Origin of the sequence: Microbacterium sp. MAH-37, from assembly GCF_009758255.1 — a bacterium.
GTDB lineage: Bacteria > Actinomycetota > Actinomycetes > Actinomycetales > Microbacteriaceae > Microbacterium.
Genome location: NZ_WSEN01000010.1, coordinates 256,546 through 275,591, shown reverse-complemented (window position 1 = coordinate 275,591; position 19,046 = coordinate 256,546). Strand labels below are relative to the sequence as shown.

Annotated in this window: 15 protein-coding genes; 13 read left to right on the top strand and 2 right to left on the bottom strand. The window is 67.3% G+C overall.

The genetic code is table 11. The features are described from left to right. Nucleotides 1-10: 10 nt before the first annotated feature. Together GON06_RS15500 and GON06_RS15495 are read right to left on the bottom strand one after the other, a co-directional pair. Nucleotides 11-1,981, bottom strand: a complete 1,971-nt coding sequence (locus GON06_RS15500) for an ATP-binding protein (protein ID WP_332837620.1) — start codon at nt 1,979-1,981, stop codon at nt 11-13. 155 nt (nt 1,982-2,136) lie between these two features. Then, nucleotides 2,137-3,699, bottom strand: coding sequence for a carboxyl transferase domain-containing protein (locus GON06_RS15495; RefSeq protein WP_157313206.1), 1,563 nt, complete (start codon nt 3,697-3,699; stop codon nt 2,137-2,139). A gap of 92 nt (nt 3,700-3,791) precedes the next feature. Between GON06_RS15495 and GON06_RS15490 the strand changes: the two genes are divergently transcribed. The 13 genes from GON06_RS15490 to GON06_RS15430 all read left to right on the top strand — a co-directional run bounded on the left by GON06_RS15490 (nt 3,792) and on the right by GON06_RS15430 (nt 18,985). Further along, entirely contained in the window at nt 3,792-4,580 is a 789-nt protein-coding gene (locus GON06_RS15490; RefSeq protein WP_157313205.1) for a thioesterase family protein, read from the top strand. A gap of 283 nt (nt 4,581-4,863) precedes the next feature. Then, a complete protein-coding gene (locus GON06_RS15485) occupies nt 4,864-5,991 on the top strand; it encodes a bifunctional 2-methylcitrate synthase/citrate synthase (RefSeq protein ID WP_157313204.1) in 1,128 nt (375 codons plus the stop codon). Between the two features lie 211 nt (nt 5,992-6,202). Next, on the top strand, nt 6,203-7,210 hold the full coding sequence (locus GON06_RS15480; RefSeq protein ID WP_332837619.1) for a LacI family DNA-binding transcriptional regulator: 1,008 nt from the start codon (nt 6,203-6,205) through the stop codon (nt 7,208-7,210). Between the two features lie 177 nt (nt 7,211-7,387). Beyond that, complete coding sequence (locus GON06_RS15475; RefSeq protein ID WP_157313203.1) at nt 7,388-8,716, top strand: ABC transporter substrate-binding protein; 1,329 nt, start codon at nt 7,388-7,390, stop codon at nt 8,714-8,716. A gap of 79 nt (nt 8,717-8,795) precedes the next feature. Next, nucleotides 8,796-9,707 carry a carbohydrate ABC transporter permease gene (locus GON06_RS15470; RefSeq protein WP_157313202.1) on the top strand — a complete coding sequence of 304 codons (912 nt, stop codon included), beginning with the start codon at nt 8,796-8,798 and terminating at the stop codon, nt 9,705-9,707. A gap of 7 nt (nt 9,708-9,714) precedes the next feature. Beyond that, nucleotides 9,715-10,674 carry a carbohydrate ABC transporter permease gene (locus GON06_RS15465; RefSeq protein WP_232528510.1) on the top strand — a complete coding sequence of 320 codons (960 nt, stop codon included), beginning with the start codon at nt 9,715-9,717 and terminating at the stop codon, nt 10,672-10,674. Between the two features lie 3 nt (nt 10,675-10,677). After that, nucleotides 10,678-11,988 carry an arabinan endo-1,5-alpha-L-arabinosidase gene (locus GON06_RS15460; protein ID WP_157313201.1) on the top strand — a complete coding sequence of 437 codons (1,311 nt, stop codon included), beginning with the start codon at nt 10,678-10,680 and terminating at the stop codon, nt 11,986-11,988. Next, entirely contained in the window at nt 11,985-12,644 is a 660-nt protein-coding gene (locus GON06_RS15455; protein ID WP_157313200.1) for a DUF624 domain-containing protein, read from the top strand. Before GON06_RS15460 ends, GON06_RS15455 begins: the two co-directional genes overlap by 4 nt. Before the next feature lie 81 nt (nt 12,645-12,725). Continuing rightward, a complete protein-coding gene (gene arfA / locus GON06_RS15450; protein ID WP_332837618.1) occupies nt 12,726-14,225 on the top strand; it encodes an arabinosylfuranosidase ArfA in 1,500 nt (499 codons plus the stop codon). After that, entirely contained in the window at nt 14,222-15,265 is a 1,044-nt protein-coding gene (locus tag GON06_RS15445) for an arabinan endo-1,5-alpha-L-arabinosidase (RefSeq protein ID WP_157313199.1), read from the top strand. Before arfA ends, GON06_RS15445 begins: the two co-directional genes overlap by 4 nt. Nucleotides 15,266-15,417: 152 nt before the next feature. Next, on the top strand, nt 15,418-16,362 hold the full coding sequence (locus GON06_RS15440) for an ABC transporter permease (protein WP_157313198.1): 945 nt from the start codon (nt 15,418-15,420) through the stop codon (nt 16,360-16,362). Beyond that, nucleotides 16,349-17,359 carry a carbohydrate ABC transporter permease gene (locus GON06_RS15435; RefSeq protein ID WP_198346726.1) on the top strand — a complete coding sequence of 337 codons (1,011 nt, stop codon included), beginning with the start codon at nt 16,349-16,351 and terminating at the stop codon, nt 17,357-17,359. The genes GON06_RS15440 and GON06_RS15435 overlap by 14 nt, the downstream gene beginning before the upstream one ends. Nucleotides 17,360-17,434: 75 nt before the next feature. Further along, nucleotides 17,435-18,985, top strand: coding sequence for an ABC transporter substrate-binding protein (locus tag GON06_RS15430; RefSeq protein ID WP_157313197.1), 1,551 nt, complete (start codon nt 17,435-17,437; stop codon nt 18,983-18,985). Nucleotides 18,986-19,046 lie beyond the last annotated feature (61 nt).

The following is a 19,046-nucleotide window of genomic DNA, read 5'->3' as shown; positions in this document are numbered from 1 at the left end:
CCTCGTGGGATCAGGATGCTTCCGGCGTGACGACGGCGAGCAGCTGATCGCGGCTCACCTGGTCGCCGACGGTGGTGTGCAGGGTGACGACGCCGTCATGGGGCGCGAGGAGCGGGTGCTCCATCTTCATCGCCTCGATGGTGATGATGCGCTGCCCGGCGGTGACGGCTTCGCCGTCGGTCGCGTGGACGACGGTGACGGCGCCCGGCATCGGCGCGCGCAGGTCGGGGCCGGTCGCGCCCGCCTCTCGTTCGCGGTTCGCCAGCCGGTGCGCGGCCGCCTCGCGGCGGCTGAGCGGGCGCAGAGCGGATGCCGCGCCGTCAGCGTGCACCCAGATCGTGCCGTCCGCGACGACGCTCGTCTCGCCGAGTGCACCACCTGTTGTCGAGTGCACGGCTTCTTCGCGTGAAGAGGGCGTGCACTCGACAGCATCCCGTGCGCTCGCGGTGCTCACCAGCTTCCCGTCGCCGGTCTCGAACCACAGGACTCGTGCCGCGGATGCGTCGCCCATCCGCCAGCCGTCACCGGCGCGCCACAGCGGTGAGGCGTGCGGCTGCGCCGGGTCCGCGACCGGCGGCACAGCGGATGCAGCGGCGCGCAGCGCGGCATCCGACGGAGCCGGGTCCTCGAAGGGCGGCATCCGGTCGATGAGTCCGGTGTCCAGGTCGCCGGCGACGACGGCGGGGTCGGCGAGCAGCGCGCGCAGGAAGGCGATGTTGCTCTCCACGCCCAGCAGCACGGTGTCCGCGAGTGCCGCGTCCAGCCGTGTGAGAGCCTCTTCGCGCGTCGCCCCGTGTGCGATGACCTTTGCGATCATCGGGTCGTAGTCGGCGGTGACGACGCTGCCGGTCTCGACCGCGGCATCCGACCTGGCATCCGGCGACGGCGTCCAGCGCAGCACCTCTCCGGTGGCGGGCAGGAACCCGCGCGCCGGCGACTCGGCATACACCCGCGCCTCGATCGCGTGACCGTCCAGATGCACGTCGCCCTGAGCGATCTCGAGCGGCCGGCCGGCCGCGATGTGCAGCTGCTGCTCGACCAGGTCGACGCCGGTGACCAGTTCGGTGACCGGATGCTCCACCTGCAGACGCGTGTTCATCTCGATGAAGAAGAACTCGCTGGTGTCGGACCCGGCGACGAGGAACTCCACAGTGCCCGCGCCCCGGTATCCGATCGAAGCCGCGGCCGCACAGGCCGCCGCTCCGATCCGTGCCCTGGTCTGCTCGTCGATGACGGGAGAGGGCGACTCCTCGATGACCTTCTGATGCCGGCGCTGCAGCGTGCACTCGCGCTCGCCGAGGTGGATCACGGTGCCCGCGGCGTCGCCGAGCACCTGCACCTCGATGTGCCGGGGACGCTCGATGAGCCGCTCCAGCAGCAGGGTGTCGTCGCCGAACGATGACCGCGCCACGCGTCTGGCTGTCGCCAGCGCGTCGTCCAGCTCGGCCGCCGACCGCACGATCCGCATGCCCTTGCCGCCGCCGCCCGCGGAGGGCTTGATCAGCAGCGGGAAGCCGGCAGCGACCGCGGCATCCGCGATCTCGGTGTCCGACATGCCCGCCGCGCTGAATCCGGGAACCGTGGGGACGTCGTGCGCGGCGACATGCGCCTTCGCGCGGATCTTGTCGCCCATCACGTCCAGCGCCCGCTCGTCGGGGCCGACGAACACGATGCCGGCCTCGGCGCAGGCGCGCCCGAACGCGGCGTTCTCGGACAGGAAGCCGTAGCCGGGGTGGATCGCCTGCGCACCTGTCGCCTTCGCCGCCTCGATGACGGCGTCGATCGACAGGTACGAGTCGGATGCCGCGGCCGGACCGATCCGCACCGCCTCGTCGGCCTCCGCGACGTGCGGGGCAGTGACGTCGGCGTCGCTGTAGACCGCGACGGAGCGGATGCCGAGGCGTCGCAGCGTGCGGATCACTCGGCGAGCGATCTCGCCGCGGTTGGCGACGAGCACGGTGTCGAACAGTTCGCTGTGCACGGGTCCTGAGCGCCCTTCGTCTCGCTTCGCTAGCTCAGGAACCGGAGGAACCGGAGGAACCGGAGGAACCGGAGCAACCGGAGCGCCCTCGGCCGTTGAGCGAGCGACGAAGGAGGGAGACGAAACGTCTTCAGCGCGGGAGTCAGTCATGGTCATCACATCCGGAAGACGCCGAAGCGCGGTTCGGGCAGGGGAGTGCGGGAGACGACGTCGAGCGCGAGGCCCAGCACGTCGCGGGTCTGCAGCGGGTCGATGACGCCGTCGTCCCAGAGCCGTGCGGTGGCGTAGTAGGGGCTGCCCTGCTCGTCGTACTTCGCGCGGATCGGCGCTTCGAAGTCGGCGCGCTCCTCGGCGGTCCAGGCTCCGCCGAGCTGCTCGTCCTTCACCGTCGACAGCACCGAGGCGGCCTGCGGCCCGCCCATCACCGAGATGCGGCTGCCCGGCCAGGTCCACAGGAAGCGCGGCGAGTACGCCCGCCCGCACATCGCGTAGTTGCCGGCGCCGAACGACCCGCCGATCACCACGGTGAGCTTCGGCACGCGCGTGGTCGCGACGGCCGTGACCATCTTCGCGCCGTCGCGGGCGATGCCGCCGGCCTCGGCGTCCTTGCCGACCATGAAACCCGAGATGTTCTGCAGGAACAGCAGCGGGATGCCGCGCTGGTCGCACAGCTCGATGAAGTGGGCGCCCTTCTGCGCGGACTCGCTGAACAGCACGCCGTTGTTGGCGAGGACGCCGACCGGATGCCCGTGGATGCGGGCGAACCCGGTGATCAGGGTCTCGCCGTAGAGCTTCTTGAACTCATGGAGCTCGCTGCCGTCGACGAGCCGGGAGATCACTTCGCGGGCGTCGTAGGGCTGGTTCACGTCGACCGGGACGACGCCGTACAGCTCGGCGGGATCGGCCACCGGCGGCACGGCCGGCAGCACCTCCCACACCGGCTCGTCGGGCATCGGGAGCGTGGCGACGATGTCGCGCACGATCTCGAGCGCGTGCTCATCGTCCTCGGCGAGGTGGTCGGCCACGCCCGAGCGACGGGCGTGCAGGTCGCCGCCGCCGAGCTCCTCGGCGGTGACGATCTCGCCGATCGCGGCCTTCACCAGGGGCGGTCCGCCGAGGAAGATCGTGCCCTGGTTCCGCACGATCACGGTCTCGTCGCTCATCGCCGGCACGTAGGCGCCGCCGGCGGTGCACGAGCCGAGCACGGCGGCGATCTGCGGGATCCCCTCGGCCGACATCCGCGCCTGGTTGTGGAAGATCCGGCCGAAGTGGTCGCGGTCGGGGAACACCTCGTCCTGCATGGGCAGGAACGCGCCGCCCGAGTCGACCAGGTAGATGCACGGCAGCCGGTTCTCCCGCGCGATCTCCTGCGCCCGCAGGTGTTTCTTCACTGTCAGCGGGAAGTACGTGCCGCCCTTGACGGTCGCGTCGTTGCAGACGACCATCACGTGCCGGCCGTGCACGAGCCCGATGCCGGCGATCACACCGGCCGCTGGAGCCTGGTCGTCGTAGAGCCCGGATGCCGCCAGAGGTGCCACTTCCAGGAACGGGCTGCCCTCGTCGAGCAGGCGGTTCACGCGGTCGCGGGGGAGCAGCTTGCCGCGCGCGACGTGTCGTTCGCGGGAGCGCTCCGGGCCGCCGAGGGCCGCGGTGGCGAGACGCTCGCGCAGGTCGTCGGCGAGAGCCTGCTGCGCGGCGTGGTTCGTGAGCTGCGTCATCGCATCCTCTGAAGTTCAGTTAGTGACCATTCACTGAGTTAGTCCAGAGTAACTGAATCAGCAGCTGCCCGCAATGGTCGTAGGCTTCCCGCATGACCGCCTATTTCGAACGCCTCAGCGAGACGGCCTTCCGTGCCACCAGAGCCACTGAAGGCGCCTGGAACGTCGCGGAGCAGCACATCGCGCCGACGTTCGGACTGCTCGCGCACCTGATCCAGCTCGAGCACGCGTCGCGTCACGAGCATCCGCTCGCCCTCGCGAAGGTGACCTACGACATCCTCGGCGTCATCCCGATCGACGTCGTCGAGGTGCAGGTGCGGGTGCTGCGGCCAGGGCGCACGATCGAGCTGATCGAGGCGACCCTGAGCCACGACGGCCGCCCGGCGGCCATCGGGCGGGCCTGGTTCCTGAAGCCGCACGAGACGGCGGATGTCGCCGGCTCCGCCCTCCCGGCGATGCCGGCGCGGGACGGCATGCCGAAGTGGGACGCCCCGGGCTGGCCCGGCGCGTTCGTGCGCACGCCCGACATCCGCCGCATCGAGGAGTTCCCCGGCCGCGCGCACGCCTGGGTGCTGCCGCTGCTGCCGCTGATCGAAGGCGAGCAGGTCAGCGCGACGGCGCGGATGCTGGGATACGTCGACCTTGCGAACGGCCTCACGCCGCGGGTGTCGCCGAGCGAGGTCGCCTTCCCGAACCTCGACCTCAGCGCGCACCTGCTGCGCGAGCCGGTCGGCGACTGGATCGGGTTCGACACCACGATGAGCATCGGTCCGGCCGGACTCGGCATCACGCACACCGTGCTGCACGACGAGGAGGGCCCGGTCGGCACCTCGGTGCAGGAGCTGACGATCCGCCCGCTGCGCGCCCCCTCCGGATCCTGAGCGCCCTTCGTCTCGTCGCTGCGCTCCTCGCTCAGGATCCTGAGCGCCCTTCGTCTCGTCGCTGCGCTCCTCGCTCAGGATCCGCGGAGCGAGAAGACAGAGGTGCCTCCATTCAGCTCCGGTCTCACTCGTTGCGGGTCCTGAGCGCGTCACACCCGCAACGAGTGAGACCGGAGCTGGGGAGGGGCCGAGCTGGGGGCAGGTGGATTTCGCGCGGACGCCCTCCCTGTGCGAGCATCCTGCTTGGGCGCAGTGCCTGCGCCGCGATGCGAAGGAGCACGGGATGGCTGACGCAGACATCAAGAAGGGCCTCGCCGGTGTGGTCGTCGACACGACCGCGATCTCGAAGGTGAACCCCGAGACCAACAGCCTGCTGTACCGCGGTTACCCGGTGCAGGAGCTCGCCGCGACTCAGCCGTTCGAGGCGGTCGCGTACCTGCTCTGGAGCGGCGAACTGCCGGATGCTGCGCAGCTGGCCGAGTTCCAGCGGCGCGAGCGCGCGCTGCGCTCCCTCGACGACCGCACCGTCGCCCTGTTCGACCTGATCCCGCTCGAGGCGCACCCGATGGATGTGGTGCGCACCGTCGTCAGCCAGCTCGGGACCTTCGACGACACCCTGAACAGGCCCGGCGGCTGGACCGACCCCGATCTCGACCTCGGGCGCGCGCTGTACCTGTTCGCGCAGCTGCCGACGATCGTCGCCGCGGTGCAGCGACGGCGCCGCGGGCTGGAGCCGATCGCACCGCGAGACGACCTGGACTACTCCGCGAACTTCCTCTGGATGACCTTCGGCGAGCTGCCCTCGGACGCCGCGGTCGACGTCTTCCGCATCTCGATGGTGCTGTACGCCGAGCACTCCTTCAACGCTTCGACCTTCACCGCCCGCGTGATCGCGTCGACCACCTCGGACCTCTACTCGGCGGTCGTCGGTGCGATCGGCGCGCTGAAGGGACCGCTGCACGGCGGTGCCAACGAGGCGGTCATGCACATCTTCGACGAGATCGGCTCGGCGGAGAACGTGGTGCCGTGGCTCGATGATGCGCTGGCCAAGAAGAAGAAGATCATGGGCTTCGGCCACAGGGTCTACAAGAACGGCGACTCGCGCGTGCCGACCATGAAGGCCGCGCTCGACCGGCTCATCGCCGAGTCCGGGCGCACCGACCTCGGCGAGCTGTACGACGCGCTCGAGAAGGAGTTCGTCGCGCGCAAGGGCATCTACCCGAACCTCGACTATCCGTCCGGTCCGGCCTACAACATCCTCGGCTTCGAGACCGAGGTGTTCACGCCGCTGTTCATCGCCGCACGTGTGACAGGCTGGACCGCGCACATCATGGAGCAGGCAGCGTCGAACGCCCTGATCCGGCCGCTGTCGGCGTACAACGGCGTCGACGAGCGGCACGTCGCGTCCTGACATCCGCCGCGGCATCCGCGCGAGCTCCCGAGTTCTGCGCGGCATCCGCGTGAGAACCCGAGCCCCGCGCGAGACCCGTGTGCGGACACGGGGTCTCGTGCGGATGTCGGGGTCTCGCCTCGTGGAGCCTCGCCGCCCGGCGCGGCCGGGGTGGGCGGATACAACGATGTAGGGTTGCTGTGTCCGCATCCGTGGTCGCCGAGGGGGAGAAGTGGCCGTCACACTGCACGACGTGGCACGGGTGTCCGGCGTCTCGATCAAGACGGTGTCGAACGTCATCAACGGGTATCCGCACATCCGTCCCGCGACCAAGGAACGAGTCGAGCAGGCCATCGCCGAGCTCGGCTATACGCCGAACCTCACTGCGCGCAGCCTGCGTTCCGGGAAGACGGATGCCATCGCGCTGGCGCTCCCCGACCTCGCGCTGTCGTACTTCGCCGAGCTCGCCGCCTCCGTGATCGAGGCCGCAGAGGCGTCTGGTCTCTCGGTGCTCGTGGAGCAGACCGGCGGCGACCGCGATCGCGAGCTGGAGTTGCTGCGCAGCCCTCGCCGCCAGCTCACCGACGGCCTGATCTTCAGCGCGCTCGGCATGGACCAGGACGACGTCGCCCGACTCGACGTGCCGTACCCGATGGTGCTGCTCGGCGAGCGCATCTTCGACGGGCCGACCGATCATGTCACCATGCGCAACGTGGAGGCCGCCCGGGCTGCCACGGAGTACCTGATCGCCTCGGGGCGCCGGCGCATCGCGATCGTCGGAGCGCACGAGGGCGAGGTGATCGGCTCGGCCGCGCTGCGCGAGCGGGGCTATCGCGAGGCGCTGGATGCGGCCGGCATCCCTTTCGACGACGACCTGATCGGCTACACGACCTTCTGGCACCGTGCCAACGGCGCCCTGGCGATGCGCGAGCTGCTCGCCCGCGGCGTGGAGTTCGACGCCGTGTTCGGGCTGAACGACACCCTCGCCCTCGGTGCGATGCGCGTGCTGCAGGAGGCCGGGCGCCGGGTTCCGGACGACATCGCCGTGATCGGCTTCGACGGGCTCGATGAGGCGGAGTACTCCATTCCGTCGCTGACCACCGTGGACCCGGGCAGGGACTGGATCGCGCGCACCGCGGTGTCGACCCTGCGCGAGCGCATCGATGGCTCCGTCGACGGCCCGGCGCGCACGCTGCTGGCCGATTTCCGCGTGCTCGAGCGCGAGTCCGCCGGGCGCTGAGCCTCTGCTGATCCGCCGCTTTCGCGGCATCCGTCCCTGCGACGTTGACAGATCCCGGCGTGCGCGACAGAATACTTCTACAACGTTTACTACAACGTTGTAGAACGCGGGCCGTCTCGACCGCTCAGGCCGAGGCACGACATCGCAGTCATGCACCCCGAGAGGACCAACAGCACAATGAAGTCACGCACCCTGACACTCGCCGGCATGGTCGGCATCGCCGCTGTCGCGGCGGCAGCGCTCACCGGCTGCTCCGGTGGCGCATCCGCGGGAGACTCCGACACGATCACCTTCATGTTCCGTGGCAGCGACGCCGAGAAGGCGGCGTACACCGACGCGATCAAGCAGTTCGAGAAGGACAACGACGTCAAGGTGAAGATCATCATGACGACGGCCGACGAGTACTCGACCAAGCTGAAGGCCGCGATCACCGGCAAGCAGATCCCCGACGTGTTCTACATCGACCCGGGCGGCGTGCAGGCCTACGTGAAGTCGGGCATCGTCAAGGACATCACGAAGGATGTCGAGAAGTCCGTCGACCTCGACAACATCTGGCAGTACGGCGTCGACAGCTATCGCTACGACGGCAAGCTGATGGGGCAGGGCTCGATCTACGCGATGCCCAAGGACATCGGCCCGTTCTCGTTCGGCTACAACAAGACGATGTTCGAGAAGGCCGGCATCCCGCTGCCCGACAAGGACAAGCCGTACACGATGGACGAGTTCGTCGAGGTCGCCAAGAAGCTCACCCAGGACACCGACGGCGACGGCAAGGCAGACCAGTGGGGCACCGGCCTGAACGTGCAGTGGAACCTGCAGCCGTTCGTGTGGTCCAACGGCGCTGACTGGCTGAACGAGGACCGCACCAAGGTGACGGTCGACACCCCCGAGTTCGCCGAGACGCTGCAGTGGTTCGCAGACCTGACGAACGTGGCCGAGGTGACCCCCAGCGCAGGCGACGCGCAGACGCTCGACACCTACCAGCGCTGGATGAAGGGCGAGATCGGCTTCTTCCCGGTCGGCCCGTGGGACGTGCCCACCTACGAGAAGCTCGACTTCGACTGGGATCTGATCCCCTACCCGGTCGGCTCCACCGGTGAGCCCGCCACCTGGACCGGCACGCTCGGCATCGCCGTCTCCGAGACGACCAAGAACCCCGACATGGCCACCGAGCTCGCCATCTACCTGTCCACCGATCGCACGGCGCAGCAGTCGCTGGTCGACGCGGGCGTGCAGATCCCGAACCTGAAGGACATGGCAGACGAGTGGGTCACCAGCAGCACCAAGAAGCCTGAGAACAAGCAGGAGTTCCTCGACATCGCCGAGGACTACGGCCGCGCGCTGCCGGCGAACACCACCTACAGCGCCGAGTGGTACGACGAGCTGTTCAAGAACATCCAGCCCGTGCTCGACGGCAAGCAGACTGCCGCGGACTACCTGAAGGACGTCCAGCCGCGCATGCAGGAGCTGCTCGACAAGGCGAACGCCGACGCCGGAATCGGCTGACCGATGATGCGGGGCCAGCCTCGTGCGGCCCCGCATCACGTCCCGACCAGCCCCGACCTCTCTCAGGAATGAGGTGACCATGTCTGCCACCACCACTGCGCCCACTCGGCGTTCGCGTCTGCACCGCCGCGAGCACCTCGTGGCCCTCGCGTTCATCGCGGCGCCCGTGATCGGCTTCCTCGTCTTCATCGGCTACCCGCTGATCTTCGCCGTCTACGCATCGTTCACGAAGTGGAACGGCCTCGGCGACCCGGTCTTCAACGGCATCGACAACTACGTCGAGATGTTCGGCGACCGGTACTTCTGGCAGGCCATGGGCAACACCGTGTTCATGATGATCGGTATCCCGATCGGCCTCATCCTGTCGCTGCTGCTCGCCCTCGCGCTCAACCGCAAGATGCGCGGCACCACCTTCTTCCGCACCGTGTACTACGTGCCGGTGATCTCGTCGCTGGCGGCGGTCGCGATCCTGTGGCAGTGGGCGTACAACGGCGACTTCGGGCTGGTCAACCAGGTGCTCGCGATCTTCGGCATCCAGGGACCGAACTGGCTGCAGGACGCAGCCTGGGCCAAGCCGGCGATCATCATCATGTCGGTCTGGAAGGGGCTCGGGTACTCGACGCTGCTGTATCTGGCGGCGCTGCAGTCCGTGCCGCGTCACCTCTACGAGGCGGCAGCGATCGACGGCGCCGGCGCATTCAAGCAGTTCTGGCACATCACGGTGCCGATGCTGAAGCCGGTCACGTTCTTCCTCGTGGTCACCAGCATCATCGGCGGTGCGCAGATCTTCATCGAGATCAACATCATGACCCCGACCGGTGGGCCCGAGTTCTCCACCGCATCCATCGTCTGGTACATCTGGCAGAAGGCGTTCAACTACCTCCAGATGGGCTACGCGACCTCCATGTCCGTCGTGCTCGGCATCCTGGTCTTCATCGTCACGGCGATCCAGTTCCAGATGAACCGTCGCTCGCAGTTCTCCATCGAGTGAGGCAGCCATGACTGAAACAGCCGCTCCGGGAACGATGACCACCGTTCTCCCCGAGGTGTCCCGCCGACGGGGTCTGCCCCGCAACCCGATCAGCAAGGGCAAGGGCACCACCTCAGCCGTCGTCGGCACTCGCTCGCGCTCGTACAAGACGATGAACATGATCATCACGATCATCCTGTCCATCGGCGGCATCGTGATGATCGCGCCGCTGCTGTGGACGTTCAGCACCTCGCTGAAGACGCGTGAGGCCGTGTTCGCGCTGCCGCCGCAGTGGATCCCGGACCCCGTGGTGTGGGACAACTACATCCGCGTCTGGTCGGCGGGCCCTCTCGCCAGCGGCATCATGAACAGCATCATCGTGTCGGTGAGCGTCACGGTGGTGGGGGCGATCACCTCCTCGCTGGCGGCCTTCGCCTTCGCGAAGCTGCGCCTGCCGTTCAAGAACCTCGTGTTCCTGTGCCTGCTGGCAGCGATCATGATCCCGTTCCCGACGATCATGATCCCGCAGTTCAAGATGTTCGGCGACGCCGGTCTGGTCGACACCCTGTGGCCGCTCATCCTGCCCGGCCTCTTCGGCAACATCGTGATGGTCTTCTTCCTGCGCCAGTACCTCGACACGATCCCCGATTCGATGATCGAGGCGGCGAAGATCGACGGCGCCGGCTACCTGCGCATCTTCTTCCAGATGATCTTCCCGGTGATCCGCCCGGCGATCGCCGCCCAGTTCATCCTGTGGTTCATGGCGGTGTGGAACGACTACCTCGCGCCGATCATCTACCTGAACTCGCCCGAGAAGCAGACCCTGCAGATCGTGATCGCCTCGTTCAACGCCACCTATGCGACGCAGACCGACTACCCGCTGATCATGGCGGCGTCGTTCATCGCGCTGATCCCGGTGCTCGTGGTGTTCCTCGTCTTCCAGCGTCAGATCATCGAATCGGTCGCGCTGAGCGGGTCGAAGGGCTGAGGGATGCAGACGGTCACGAGTGATCCCGCCACGTGGGGCGCGCGCAATGCGCACGACCCCACGGTGGTCCGCGGCGACGACGGGCTCTGGTACATGTTCTCGACGGATGCCGCGGTGGATGTCGACGCGATGCCGGTGGGGGCCCATGTGCGCACCTCATCCGACCTGGTGACATGGACCTTCCAGGGCACAGCCCTCGGCGAAGTGCCCGCGCCGGCCCGGGAGTGGTCGAACGCCGAGGGCCTGTGGGCTCCGGACGTCATCCGCTGGCGGACGGCCGACGGATCGGTCCGCTGGCACATGTACTACTCGGCATCGACCTTCGGATCGCGGACGTCGGCGATCGGCCTGGCCACCGCCGAGACGCTTTCCGGCCCGTGGACGGATCGCGGCATCGTCGTGGCCACGCAGCACGAGCGCGACGGCCACAACGCGATCGACGCAGCGATCGCCTTCGACCGCGACGGGCGCGCCTGGATGATCTACGGCTCGTTCTTCGGCGGCATCCACGCGGTCGAGCTCGACCGCTCCACCGGCATGCGCGTGCGCGATGAGAAGGGCACCCTGATCGCGCGCCGTCCCTCCGACGTCGACGGCGCGATCGAGGGGGCGTACGTCGTGTATCGCCCCGAAGAGGATCGCTTCGTGCTCTTCGTCTCCTACGACTCGCTCGTGAACACCTACAGCGTGCGCGTGGGGGCGGCGAAGGAGATCACCGGTCCGTATCTGGATGCCGCCGGCCGCGACCTGACCGACCCCGCCGCCGGTGAGGCGGAGGCCGTCGGCACCAAGGTCCTCGGCGGATATCGCTTCCCCGGCGGGACGGGTTTCATCGCGCCAGGGCACAACTCGATCTTCAGCGACGGCGACGCGACCTACATGGTGCACCACGTGCGGCTGGCGGATGCTCCGCGGCAGCACGAGGCGCAGATCCGCCGCGTGCACTGGACGGCGGGCGGCTGGCCGCTGGTGTCGCCGCACCCGTATGCGGGTGCTGCGGCCGAGACTCTGGACGCGCCGATCCCCGCATCCGGCGACTACGACGCCGTCAGGTTCGACCCGCGGGTGTCCGGGATGATCGAGGCGCAGCCGGTGAGACTGGCGACGGATGCGGTGTCCGCCGGCGCGCCCGTGGCGACGAGGCTCGCCCTTCGGCATGCACAGGGGCCGGATGCGGAAGATGCCGCGACGATCGTGCTCGACGGCGTCGTGTTCGGCGCGTACGACCCGGTGGCGAAGCGAACGGTGCTCGCGTTCGCGGGCATCGACGAATCGGGTGTGGTCTGGAGCGGATCGCAGCGGGTGCCGGCATGAGCACCTCTGCGCACACGCTGCCCGGCGCCGACGACGAGGTGCTGGGCTGGGCCGGGCGGCTCATGCAGTGGCTGCGGGTCGCGATGGCACTGGTCGTCACGAACCTGATGCTGCTGTTCGGTGCAGTCGCCGGTCTGGTGCTGCTCGGTGCGATGCCTGCCGCGGTGGCGGCCACCGCTGTCCTGCGTCGCAACGACCTGCTGCTCGGCACGGCGGAGACGGGGCTGGTGCGCACGTTCTGGCGCACGTACCGGGCCGAGTTCTGGCGAGCGAACCGCGCAGGCATCCCGTTCTGGATCGCGGGCGCGCTGCTGGCGGCCGACCTGATCCTGCTGCCTCAGTCGGCCGGCCCGCTGTCGGCGGCGCTGCTCGTCTTCACCCTCGCCCTGGCGGTGGGCTTCGTGCTCACCCTGGCCACGACCGTCACCCTGCTCTCCCGATACGACGACGGCACCGTCGCCGTCCTGCGCTACGCCGTGGTGCTGCCGGCGGCATCCCTGCCGGTGAGCGCCGCCCTCGTCGTGACCCTCGCCGCGTGGGCCGCCATCGTCATGACGCTGCCCGTGCTGCTGCCCCTCCTCGCGGCGGCCGTTCCGCTCGTCGTCATCGTGCGTCTGATGGACGCACGCCTCGACCGCATCGAGGACGCCGGCTGACCGGCATCATCCTCCCTCCGAGACCCCAGACCATCGTCCGCGCACGCTGTGCCGCGGCATGCAACACAGAAGGAAAGAACCGTGACCGAAGCACGTATCTCCGTCGACCGCGAAGCGGTCGTCGCACCCCTGAACCGCCGGATCTTCGGCTCGTTCGTCGAGCACCTCGGACGCTGTGTCTACGACGGCATCTACGAGCCCGGCCACCCCACCGCGAACGAGGACGGCTTCCGCCTCGACGTCGTCGAGCTGGTCAAGGAGCTCGGCTCCACCACCATCCGCTACCCCGGCGGCAACTTCGTCTCGGGCTTCCGCTGGGAGGACTCGGTGGGGCCGCGCGACCAGCGACCGGTGCGTCGTGACCTGGCCTGGCACTCGATCGAGACGAACCAGGTCGGCGTGGACGAGTTCTCGCGCTGGCTGAAGCTCACCGGATCCGAGCTGATGATGGCGGTGAACCTCGGCACCCGGGGGATCGAGGCCGCGCTCGACCTGCTCGAGTACAGCAACCACCCGTCCGGCACGGCGCTCAGCGACCAGCGCATCGCCAACGGCACCGTCGAGCCGCACAACATCCGCATGTGGTGCCTCGGCAACGAGATGGACGGCCCGTGGCAGACCGGCTACATGACCGCCGACGACTACGGCAAGCTCGCCGCGCGCACCGCGCAGGCGATGAAGACCGCCGACCGCGATCTGGAGCTGGTGGTGTGCGGATCCTCCGGCTCGTCGATGCCGACGTTCGGCGACTGGGAGCGTACGGTGCTCGAGCACGCGTACGAGCACGTCGACTACATCTCCTGCCATGCCTACTACCAGGAGCGCGGCGGTGACCTCGGCTCGTACCTGGCCTCGTCGCTGGACATGCAGTACTTCATCGAGACGGTCGTCGCGACCGCCGACCACGTGGGCAACAAGCTCAAGTCGAAGAAGAAGATCAAGCTCTCCTTCGACGAGTGGAACATCTGGTACCTCGACGAGCACCAGGCCTCCGACGAGGTCAACGACGAGTGGCGCGTGGCGCCCCGCCAGCTCGAGGACGTGTACTCGGTGGCGGATGCCGTGGTGCTCGGCAACCTGATGATCACGCTGCTGAAGAACCACGACCGGGTGGCCTCGGCGTCTCTCGCGCAGCTGGTCAACGTGATCGCGCCCATCATGACCGAGCCGGGCGGCGACGCCTGGCGGCAGACGACGTTCTTCCCGTTCTCGGTGACGTCGCGTCTGGCGAAGGGCGAGATCCTCAAGCCCCGCATCGACGCCGGTACCTATGAGACCAAGGTCTACGGTGAGGCGCCGCTGGTCGACTCGGTCGTGACGACGGACGGTGCTGATTCGGCCGTGTTCCTGGTGAACCGCAGCCAGACCGAGGCGATCACCGTCACGGTGAACGTCGCCGAGCTGGGCGCGCAGACGGTCACCGAGGCCGTCACCCTCTGGGACGACGACGTGTACGCGAAGAACACGCTCGCCGACCAGAACCGCGTCGGGCTGAAGGACCTCGAGGGCGTCGTGCTCCAAGGCGGCGTGCTCACGGTCACGCTGCCCCCGGTCTCGTGGTCGGCGGTGGCTCTGGCATGACGACTCCCGAATCGCGCAGACGGCCCTCCCGGGGTGCCGGAAGCGGCCGTCTGCGCGATTCGAAAGCCGGGCGGCTCGCCGCCCTTCTCGCTGCGACGACGCTGCTCGGCGGATGCGCATCCGCCCCCGAGCCCGCTTCGCTGAGCGGCGACGTCTATGTGCACGATCCGGCGTACGTGCACACCGATGACGGCGACTACGTGTACTCCACTGGCAACGGCCAGATCGCCGACGGCAACATCCAGGTCCGTCGATCCGAGGACGGGGCGGAATGGGAGTACGCCGGCGAGGTGTGGGATGAGAAGCCCGCATGGCTGTCGGAGCGGATCCCGGGCGTCGACAACCTCTGGGCTCCTGAGCTCTACGAGCACGACGGCACCTGGTACCTCTACTACGCGGCCTCCACCTTCGGCAGTAACGATTCGCTGATCGCCCTGGCGACGAACACCACGCTCGATCCCGACGATCCCGACTACGAGTGGGTCGACAGGGGCGAGGTCATCGCGTCCGCGGGTACCGACTACAACGCGATCGACCCCGGCATCGTCGAGGACGAGAACGGCGAGCCCTGGATGGCGTTCGGATCGTTCTCGTCCGGGTTGAAGATCGTCCCGCTGGAGTGGCCGAGCGGTCTTCGAGCCGATGATTCGGAGCCGGTGACCATCGCCGACAGGGGGCTGACCGAGAACGCGATCGAGGCGCCGTACATCGTTGCGCACGGCGGGAGGTTCTACCTGTTCGCCTCGCGCGGGTTCTGCTGCAAGGGTGCCGACAGCACGTACGAGATCATCGTCGGCGCCGCGGACGCCGTCACGGGGCCCTATCAGGATGCCGACGGCGGATCGCTGCTCGACGACGGCGGCACGGTGGTGCTGACCACGGACGGCGACAGGATCGGCCCGGGCGGTCAGTCTGTGTCGAACGACTCGCTGGGGTTCCACTGGTACGACGGTGCCGCCGACGGGGTTCCCACGCTGGGCCTGCTGCCGATCGTCTGGAACGACGGATGGCCGACGGTGTCCTGGCCACCCGCTGACTAGTCTTCGGGGAGCCGCCAAGAAAACCCTTGCCAGCCGAACCCCGCCCCTGCTACCTTGGCGACAGTTAAAACAAGGGTTAACTTTATCCTTGATCTCTTACTCCTGATCCTTGCGGCGTCACCGATGACGCCGCCCCCGCAGAGAGGCGGCGGATGGTACTGACAGAGGTACAGCCACGACGACGCAAGTCGTTCTGGGGGCAGGTGAAGACGAGCCGGATGCTGCTCTTCATGTGCGTTCCCGCGATCGCGTTCTTCCTGGTCTTCAACTACGCGCCGCTGCCGGGCATCTGGATCGCGTTCACCGACTTCAACTATCGCGACGGCATCTTCGGCAGTGAGTTCGTGGGGCTGCGCAACTTCGAGTTCCTCATCAAGTCGGGCATGCTCTGGGATCTCACCCGCAACACGATCCTCTACAACATCGCCTTCATCGTCCTCGGCAACGTGCTGCAGATCGCGATCGCGATCATGTTCAACGAGGTGCGGCTGAAGTTCTTCAAGAAGTTCACGCAGGGCATCATGTTCCTGCCGTACTTCATCTCCGTCGTCCTCATCGGCGTCATCGCCTTCAACATCCTGAACTACGACACCGGCGCGCTGAACACCCTCATCGAGAAGGCCGGCGGCGACCCGATCAAGATCTACAGCATGGCCGGCATCTGGCCGCTGATCATCATCATCGTGCATCTGTGGCAGAGCACCGGCTACGGGTCGATCGTCTACTTCGCCGCCATCATGGGCATCGACAAGGGCCTGTTCGAGGCGGCCGAGATCGATGGGGCGTCGGCCTGGCAGCGCATCCGCTACGTGATCCTGCCCAGCCTCAAGCCCACGTTCATCATCCTGTTCCTGTTCTCGCTGGGCGGCATCATGAGCGGCAACTTCGGGCTGTTCTGGAACCTCGTCGGCAATAACGCGGCGCTGTTCTCCACCACCGACATCATCGAGACCTCGGTGTACCGCATGGTGATGTCGCAGAACAACTTCACCACCTCCACGGCCGTCGGCCTGTACCAATCCCTGTTCGGCTTCGCCGTCGTCATGACGGCGAACTGGATCGTGCGAAGGATGAACAAGGACTATGCCCTCTTCTGATGTCACACTGACCGTGCCGGCCGCAGACATGGACGACACCGGTGCCACCAAGACGCTGATCCTGCCGAAGAAGGGCAAGGGGCTTTTCGACAGGTCCCCGAAGCCGCGGGCGATCAGGCTCTCCGCCAGCGACCGCTGGCTGCGCGGGATCTCCTACGTGTGGATCAGCGTGTTCGCGCTGTTCTGCCTGCTGCCCTTCGTGCTGATCGTGTCGGCCTCGTTCTCCAGCGAGGACGCCATCCGCAAGGACGGATTCGGACTCTGGCCGAAGGACTTCAGCCTGGACGCGTACGAGCTGATCTTCCAGTCCCCGCGGCAGATCCTCGGGGCGTACACGGTGACCGTCCTGATGACGGTCTTCGGCACTGCCATCGGGCTGTTCATCATCGCCATGACCGGGTTCGCGCTGTACCGGCAGGACTTCCCGTTCCGCAACCACATCTCGTTCTTCATCTACTTCACCACCCTTTTCTCCGCCGGCCTCGCGCCGACCTTCCTCTGGGTGGGCAAGGACCTCGGCCTGCGCGGCACGTATCTCGCGGTCTTCCTGCAGCTGCTGATGACGCCGTGGCTGATCATCCTGATGAAGAACTTCATGAAGACGGTGCCGTACGAGATCGTCGAGTCGGGCAAGATCGACGGCGCAGGGGACTTCCGCATCTTCGCGCAGTTGACGCTGCCGATGATGAAGCCCGCTCTCGCCACGATCGGCCTGTTCCTCGCGCTGGCGTACTGGAACGAGTGGTACCTGTCATCGCTCTATCTGGGCAGCACCGTCGAGTTCAAACCGCTGCAGTACTACCTGTACAACGTGATCAACACCGCGAACGCGCTGCGCAACTCCGTCGCGGGGGCGAACGTGAGCATCGCCGATCTGCCCAGCAACACCCTGAAGATGGCGAGCGCGGTCGTCGCGACCGGCCCGATCCTGCTCTTCTACCCGTTCGTGCAGAAGTACTTCGTCAGCGGCATCACGGTCGGCGCCGTCAAGGGCTGACCCCAATCCCGCATCCCGCAATCCCGCAATCCCTCATCCTGCAATCCCCCACACCACGAGCCGAAGGAGTCTCGAATGAAAACCAGAATCCTCATGTCCGCAGCACTCATCACCACCGTCGGACTTGGCGTCGGCATGCTCGCCGGCTGCACGCCGGGCGGCGGAGACGACAGCGGAGGCAACACGAAGGTCACCATGCTCGTGCTGGGCGACAAGCCCACCAACGGGCACCTCGAGGCCATGCTCGACAAGCTGAACCCGAAGCTGAAGGAGAAGACCGGCGCGACCCTCGCCTTCCACTACATCGAGTGGGCCGACTGGCAGACCCAGTACAACGTCGAGCTGCTGTCGGGCGACGACAAGGTCGACCTGATCACCACAGCCACCGACTGGCTGTACGCCTGGGAGAACGCGGAGAAGGGCGCCTTCCTGCCGCTCTCCGAGAAGATGCTCCAGGACAACGCGCCCAAGACCTGGAAGCAGGTGAACGACGACGGCGACTGGGACCTCACCAAGCTCGACGGCGAGATCCAGTTCATCCCCGAGGACAACTACACGCAGTACACGAATCACGGGTTCTTCTATCGCGGCGACTGGGCCACGGCCGCCGGGTTCGCGAACGGCGAGATCACGAGCTTCGAGGACTTCACGAAGTACTTCCAGTGGGTGAAGGACAACCAGCCTGAGGCCTACCCGTGGGACGTCGCGGGCGCCGCGAACGGCGAGGCCGCGCTCACCGGCTACCTGCAGGGGCACACCGACTGGGCCACCCTGCAGGGCGCCAGCGCCGGAAACTACATGCCGTTCCAGATCACATCCGACAACGAGGTCACCTCGTGGTACATGGAGAGCGACGAGCTGCTCGACGCCGCGAAGCTGGCGAAGAAGTGGAACGACATCGGGGTCTGGCGCGAGGACGCGGTCAACTACGACGGCGACACCCGCGAGGAGTTCTACGCCGGACGCAGCGGCGCGGACCAGCACCACACGCAGACCTACATCGGCGCGATCGTCGACAACATGACCAAGAAGCAGCCGGGCTCCGACCCGAAGATGTTCTACTGGGGCCAGGAGAACGGCAACGTCTTCAAGGACATCAAGACGCACGGCGCGATGGCGGTGAGCGCGAACTCGAAGCACCCCGAGAAGGCGCTCCAGGTGTACGACGCACTGCGCAACGACGAAGAGCTCTACGCCCTGCTGAACTTCGGCATCGAGGGCACGGACTACGTGATGACCGATGACGGCAAGCTCGGGCAGCCCGACGGCTACGACCCGTCCAAGGACAGCCTCGGCTCGAACTTCTGGGCCGGCCGCATGGATGAGTTCGAGCCGCAGCGGGTGACCGAGGCGCCGAACAAGAAGGAGATCTACGCGGCTCTCGACGAGGTCGCGAAGGACTACCCGTACTCGACCCTCATCATCGACAAGGACACGATCGACCCGACCCTGGCGGCGATGGGTGCGGTGCTGTCCGAGTACATCCCGCAGCTCGAGTACGGCAAGTTCGACGACCCGGCCAAGGCGATCGACGAGATGCGCTCGAAGCTGAAGGAAGCGGGCTACGACGACGCCCGTGACGCGATCCAGTCGAACGTCGACGACTGGGCCAAGGACCAGAAGTAGACGCCATCCCACCTGCCGGGTGGGTCCTCAGACCCACCCGGCTCACCCCACCGCCCCGACT

What these genes read in the sequence shown, in the direction of transcription:
- GON06_RS15495 (WP_157313206.1), bottom strand. Translation starts at nt 3,699, where the DNA reads ATGACGCAGCTCACGAACCACGCCGCGCAGCAGGCTCTCGCCGACGAC.
- GON06_RS15490 (WP_157313205.1), top strand. Translation starts at nt 3,792, where the DNA reads ATGACCGCCTATTTCGAACGCCTCAGCGAGACGGCCTTCCGTGCCACC.
- GON06_RS15485 (WP_157313204.1), top strand. Translation starts at nt 4,864, where the DNA reads ATGGCTGACGCAGACATCAAGAAGGGCCTCGCCGGTGTGGTCGTCGAC.
- GON06_RS15475 (WP_157313203.1), top strand. Translation starts at nt 7,388, where the DNA reads ATGAAGTCACGCACCCTGACACTCGCCGGCATGGTCGGCATCGCCGCT.
- GON06_RS15470 (WP_157313202.1), top strand. Translation starts at nt 8,796, where the DNA reads ATGTCTGCCACCACCACTGCGCCCACTCGGCGTTCGCGTCTGCACCGC.
- GON06_RS15465 (WP_232528510.1), top strand. Translation starts at nt 9,715, where the DNA reads ATGACTGAAACAGCCGCTCCGGGAACGATGACCACCGTTCTCCCCGAG.
- GON06_RS15460 (WP_157313201.1), top strand. Translation starts at nt 10,678, where the DNA reads ATGCAGACGGTCACGAGTGATCCCGCCACGTGGGGCGCGCGCAATGCG.
- GON06_RS15455 (WP_157313200.1), top strand. Translation starts at nt 11,985, where the DNA reads ATGAGCACCTCTGCGCACACGCTGCCCGGCGCCGACGACGAGGTGCTG.
- GON06_RS15445 (WP_157313199.1), top strand. Translation starts at nt 14,222, where the DNA reads ATGACGACTCCCGAATCGCGCAGACGGCCCTCCCGGGGTGCCGGAAGC.
- GON06_RS15440 (WP_157313198.1), top strand. Translation starts at nt 15,418, where the DNA reads ATGGTACTGACAGAGGTACAGCCACGACGACGCAAGTCGTTCTGGGGG.
- GON06_RS15435 (WP_198346726.1), top strand. Translation starts at nt 16,349, where the DNA reads ATGCCCTCTTCTGATGTCACACTGACCGTGCCGGCCGCAGACATGGAC.
- GON06_RS15430 (WP_157313197.1), top strand. Translation starts at nt 17,435, where the DNA reads ATGAAAACCAGAATCCTCATGTCCGCAGCACTCATCACCACCGTCGGA.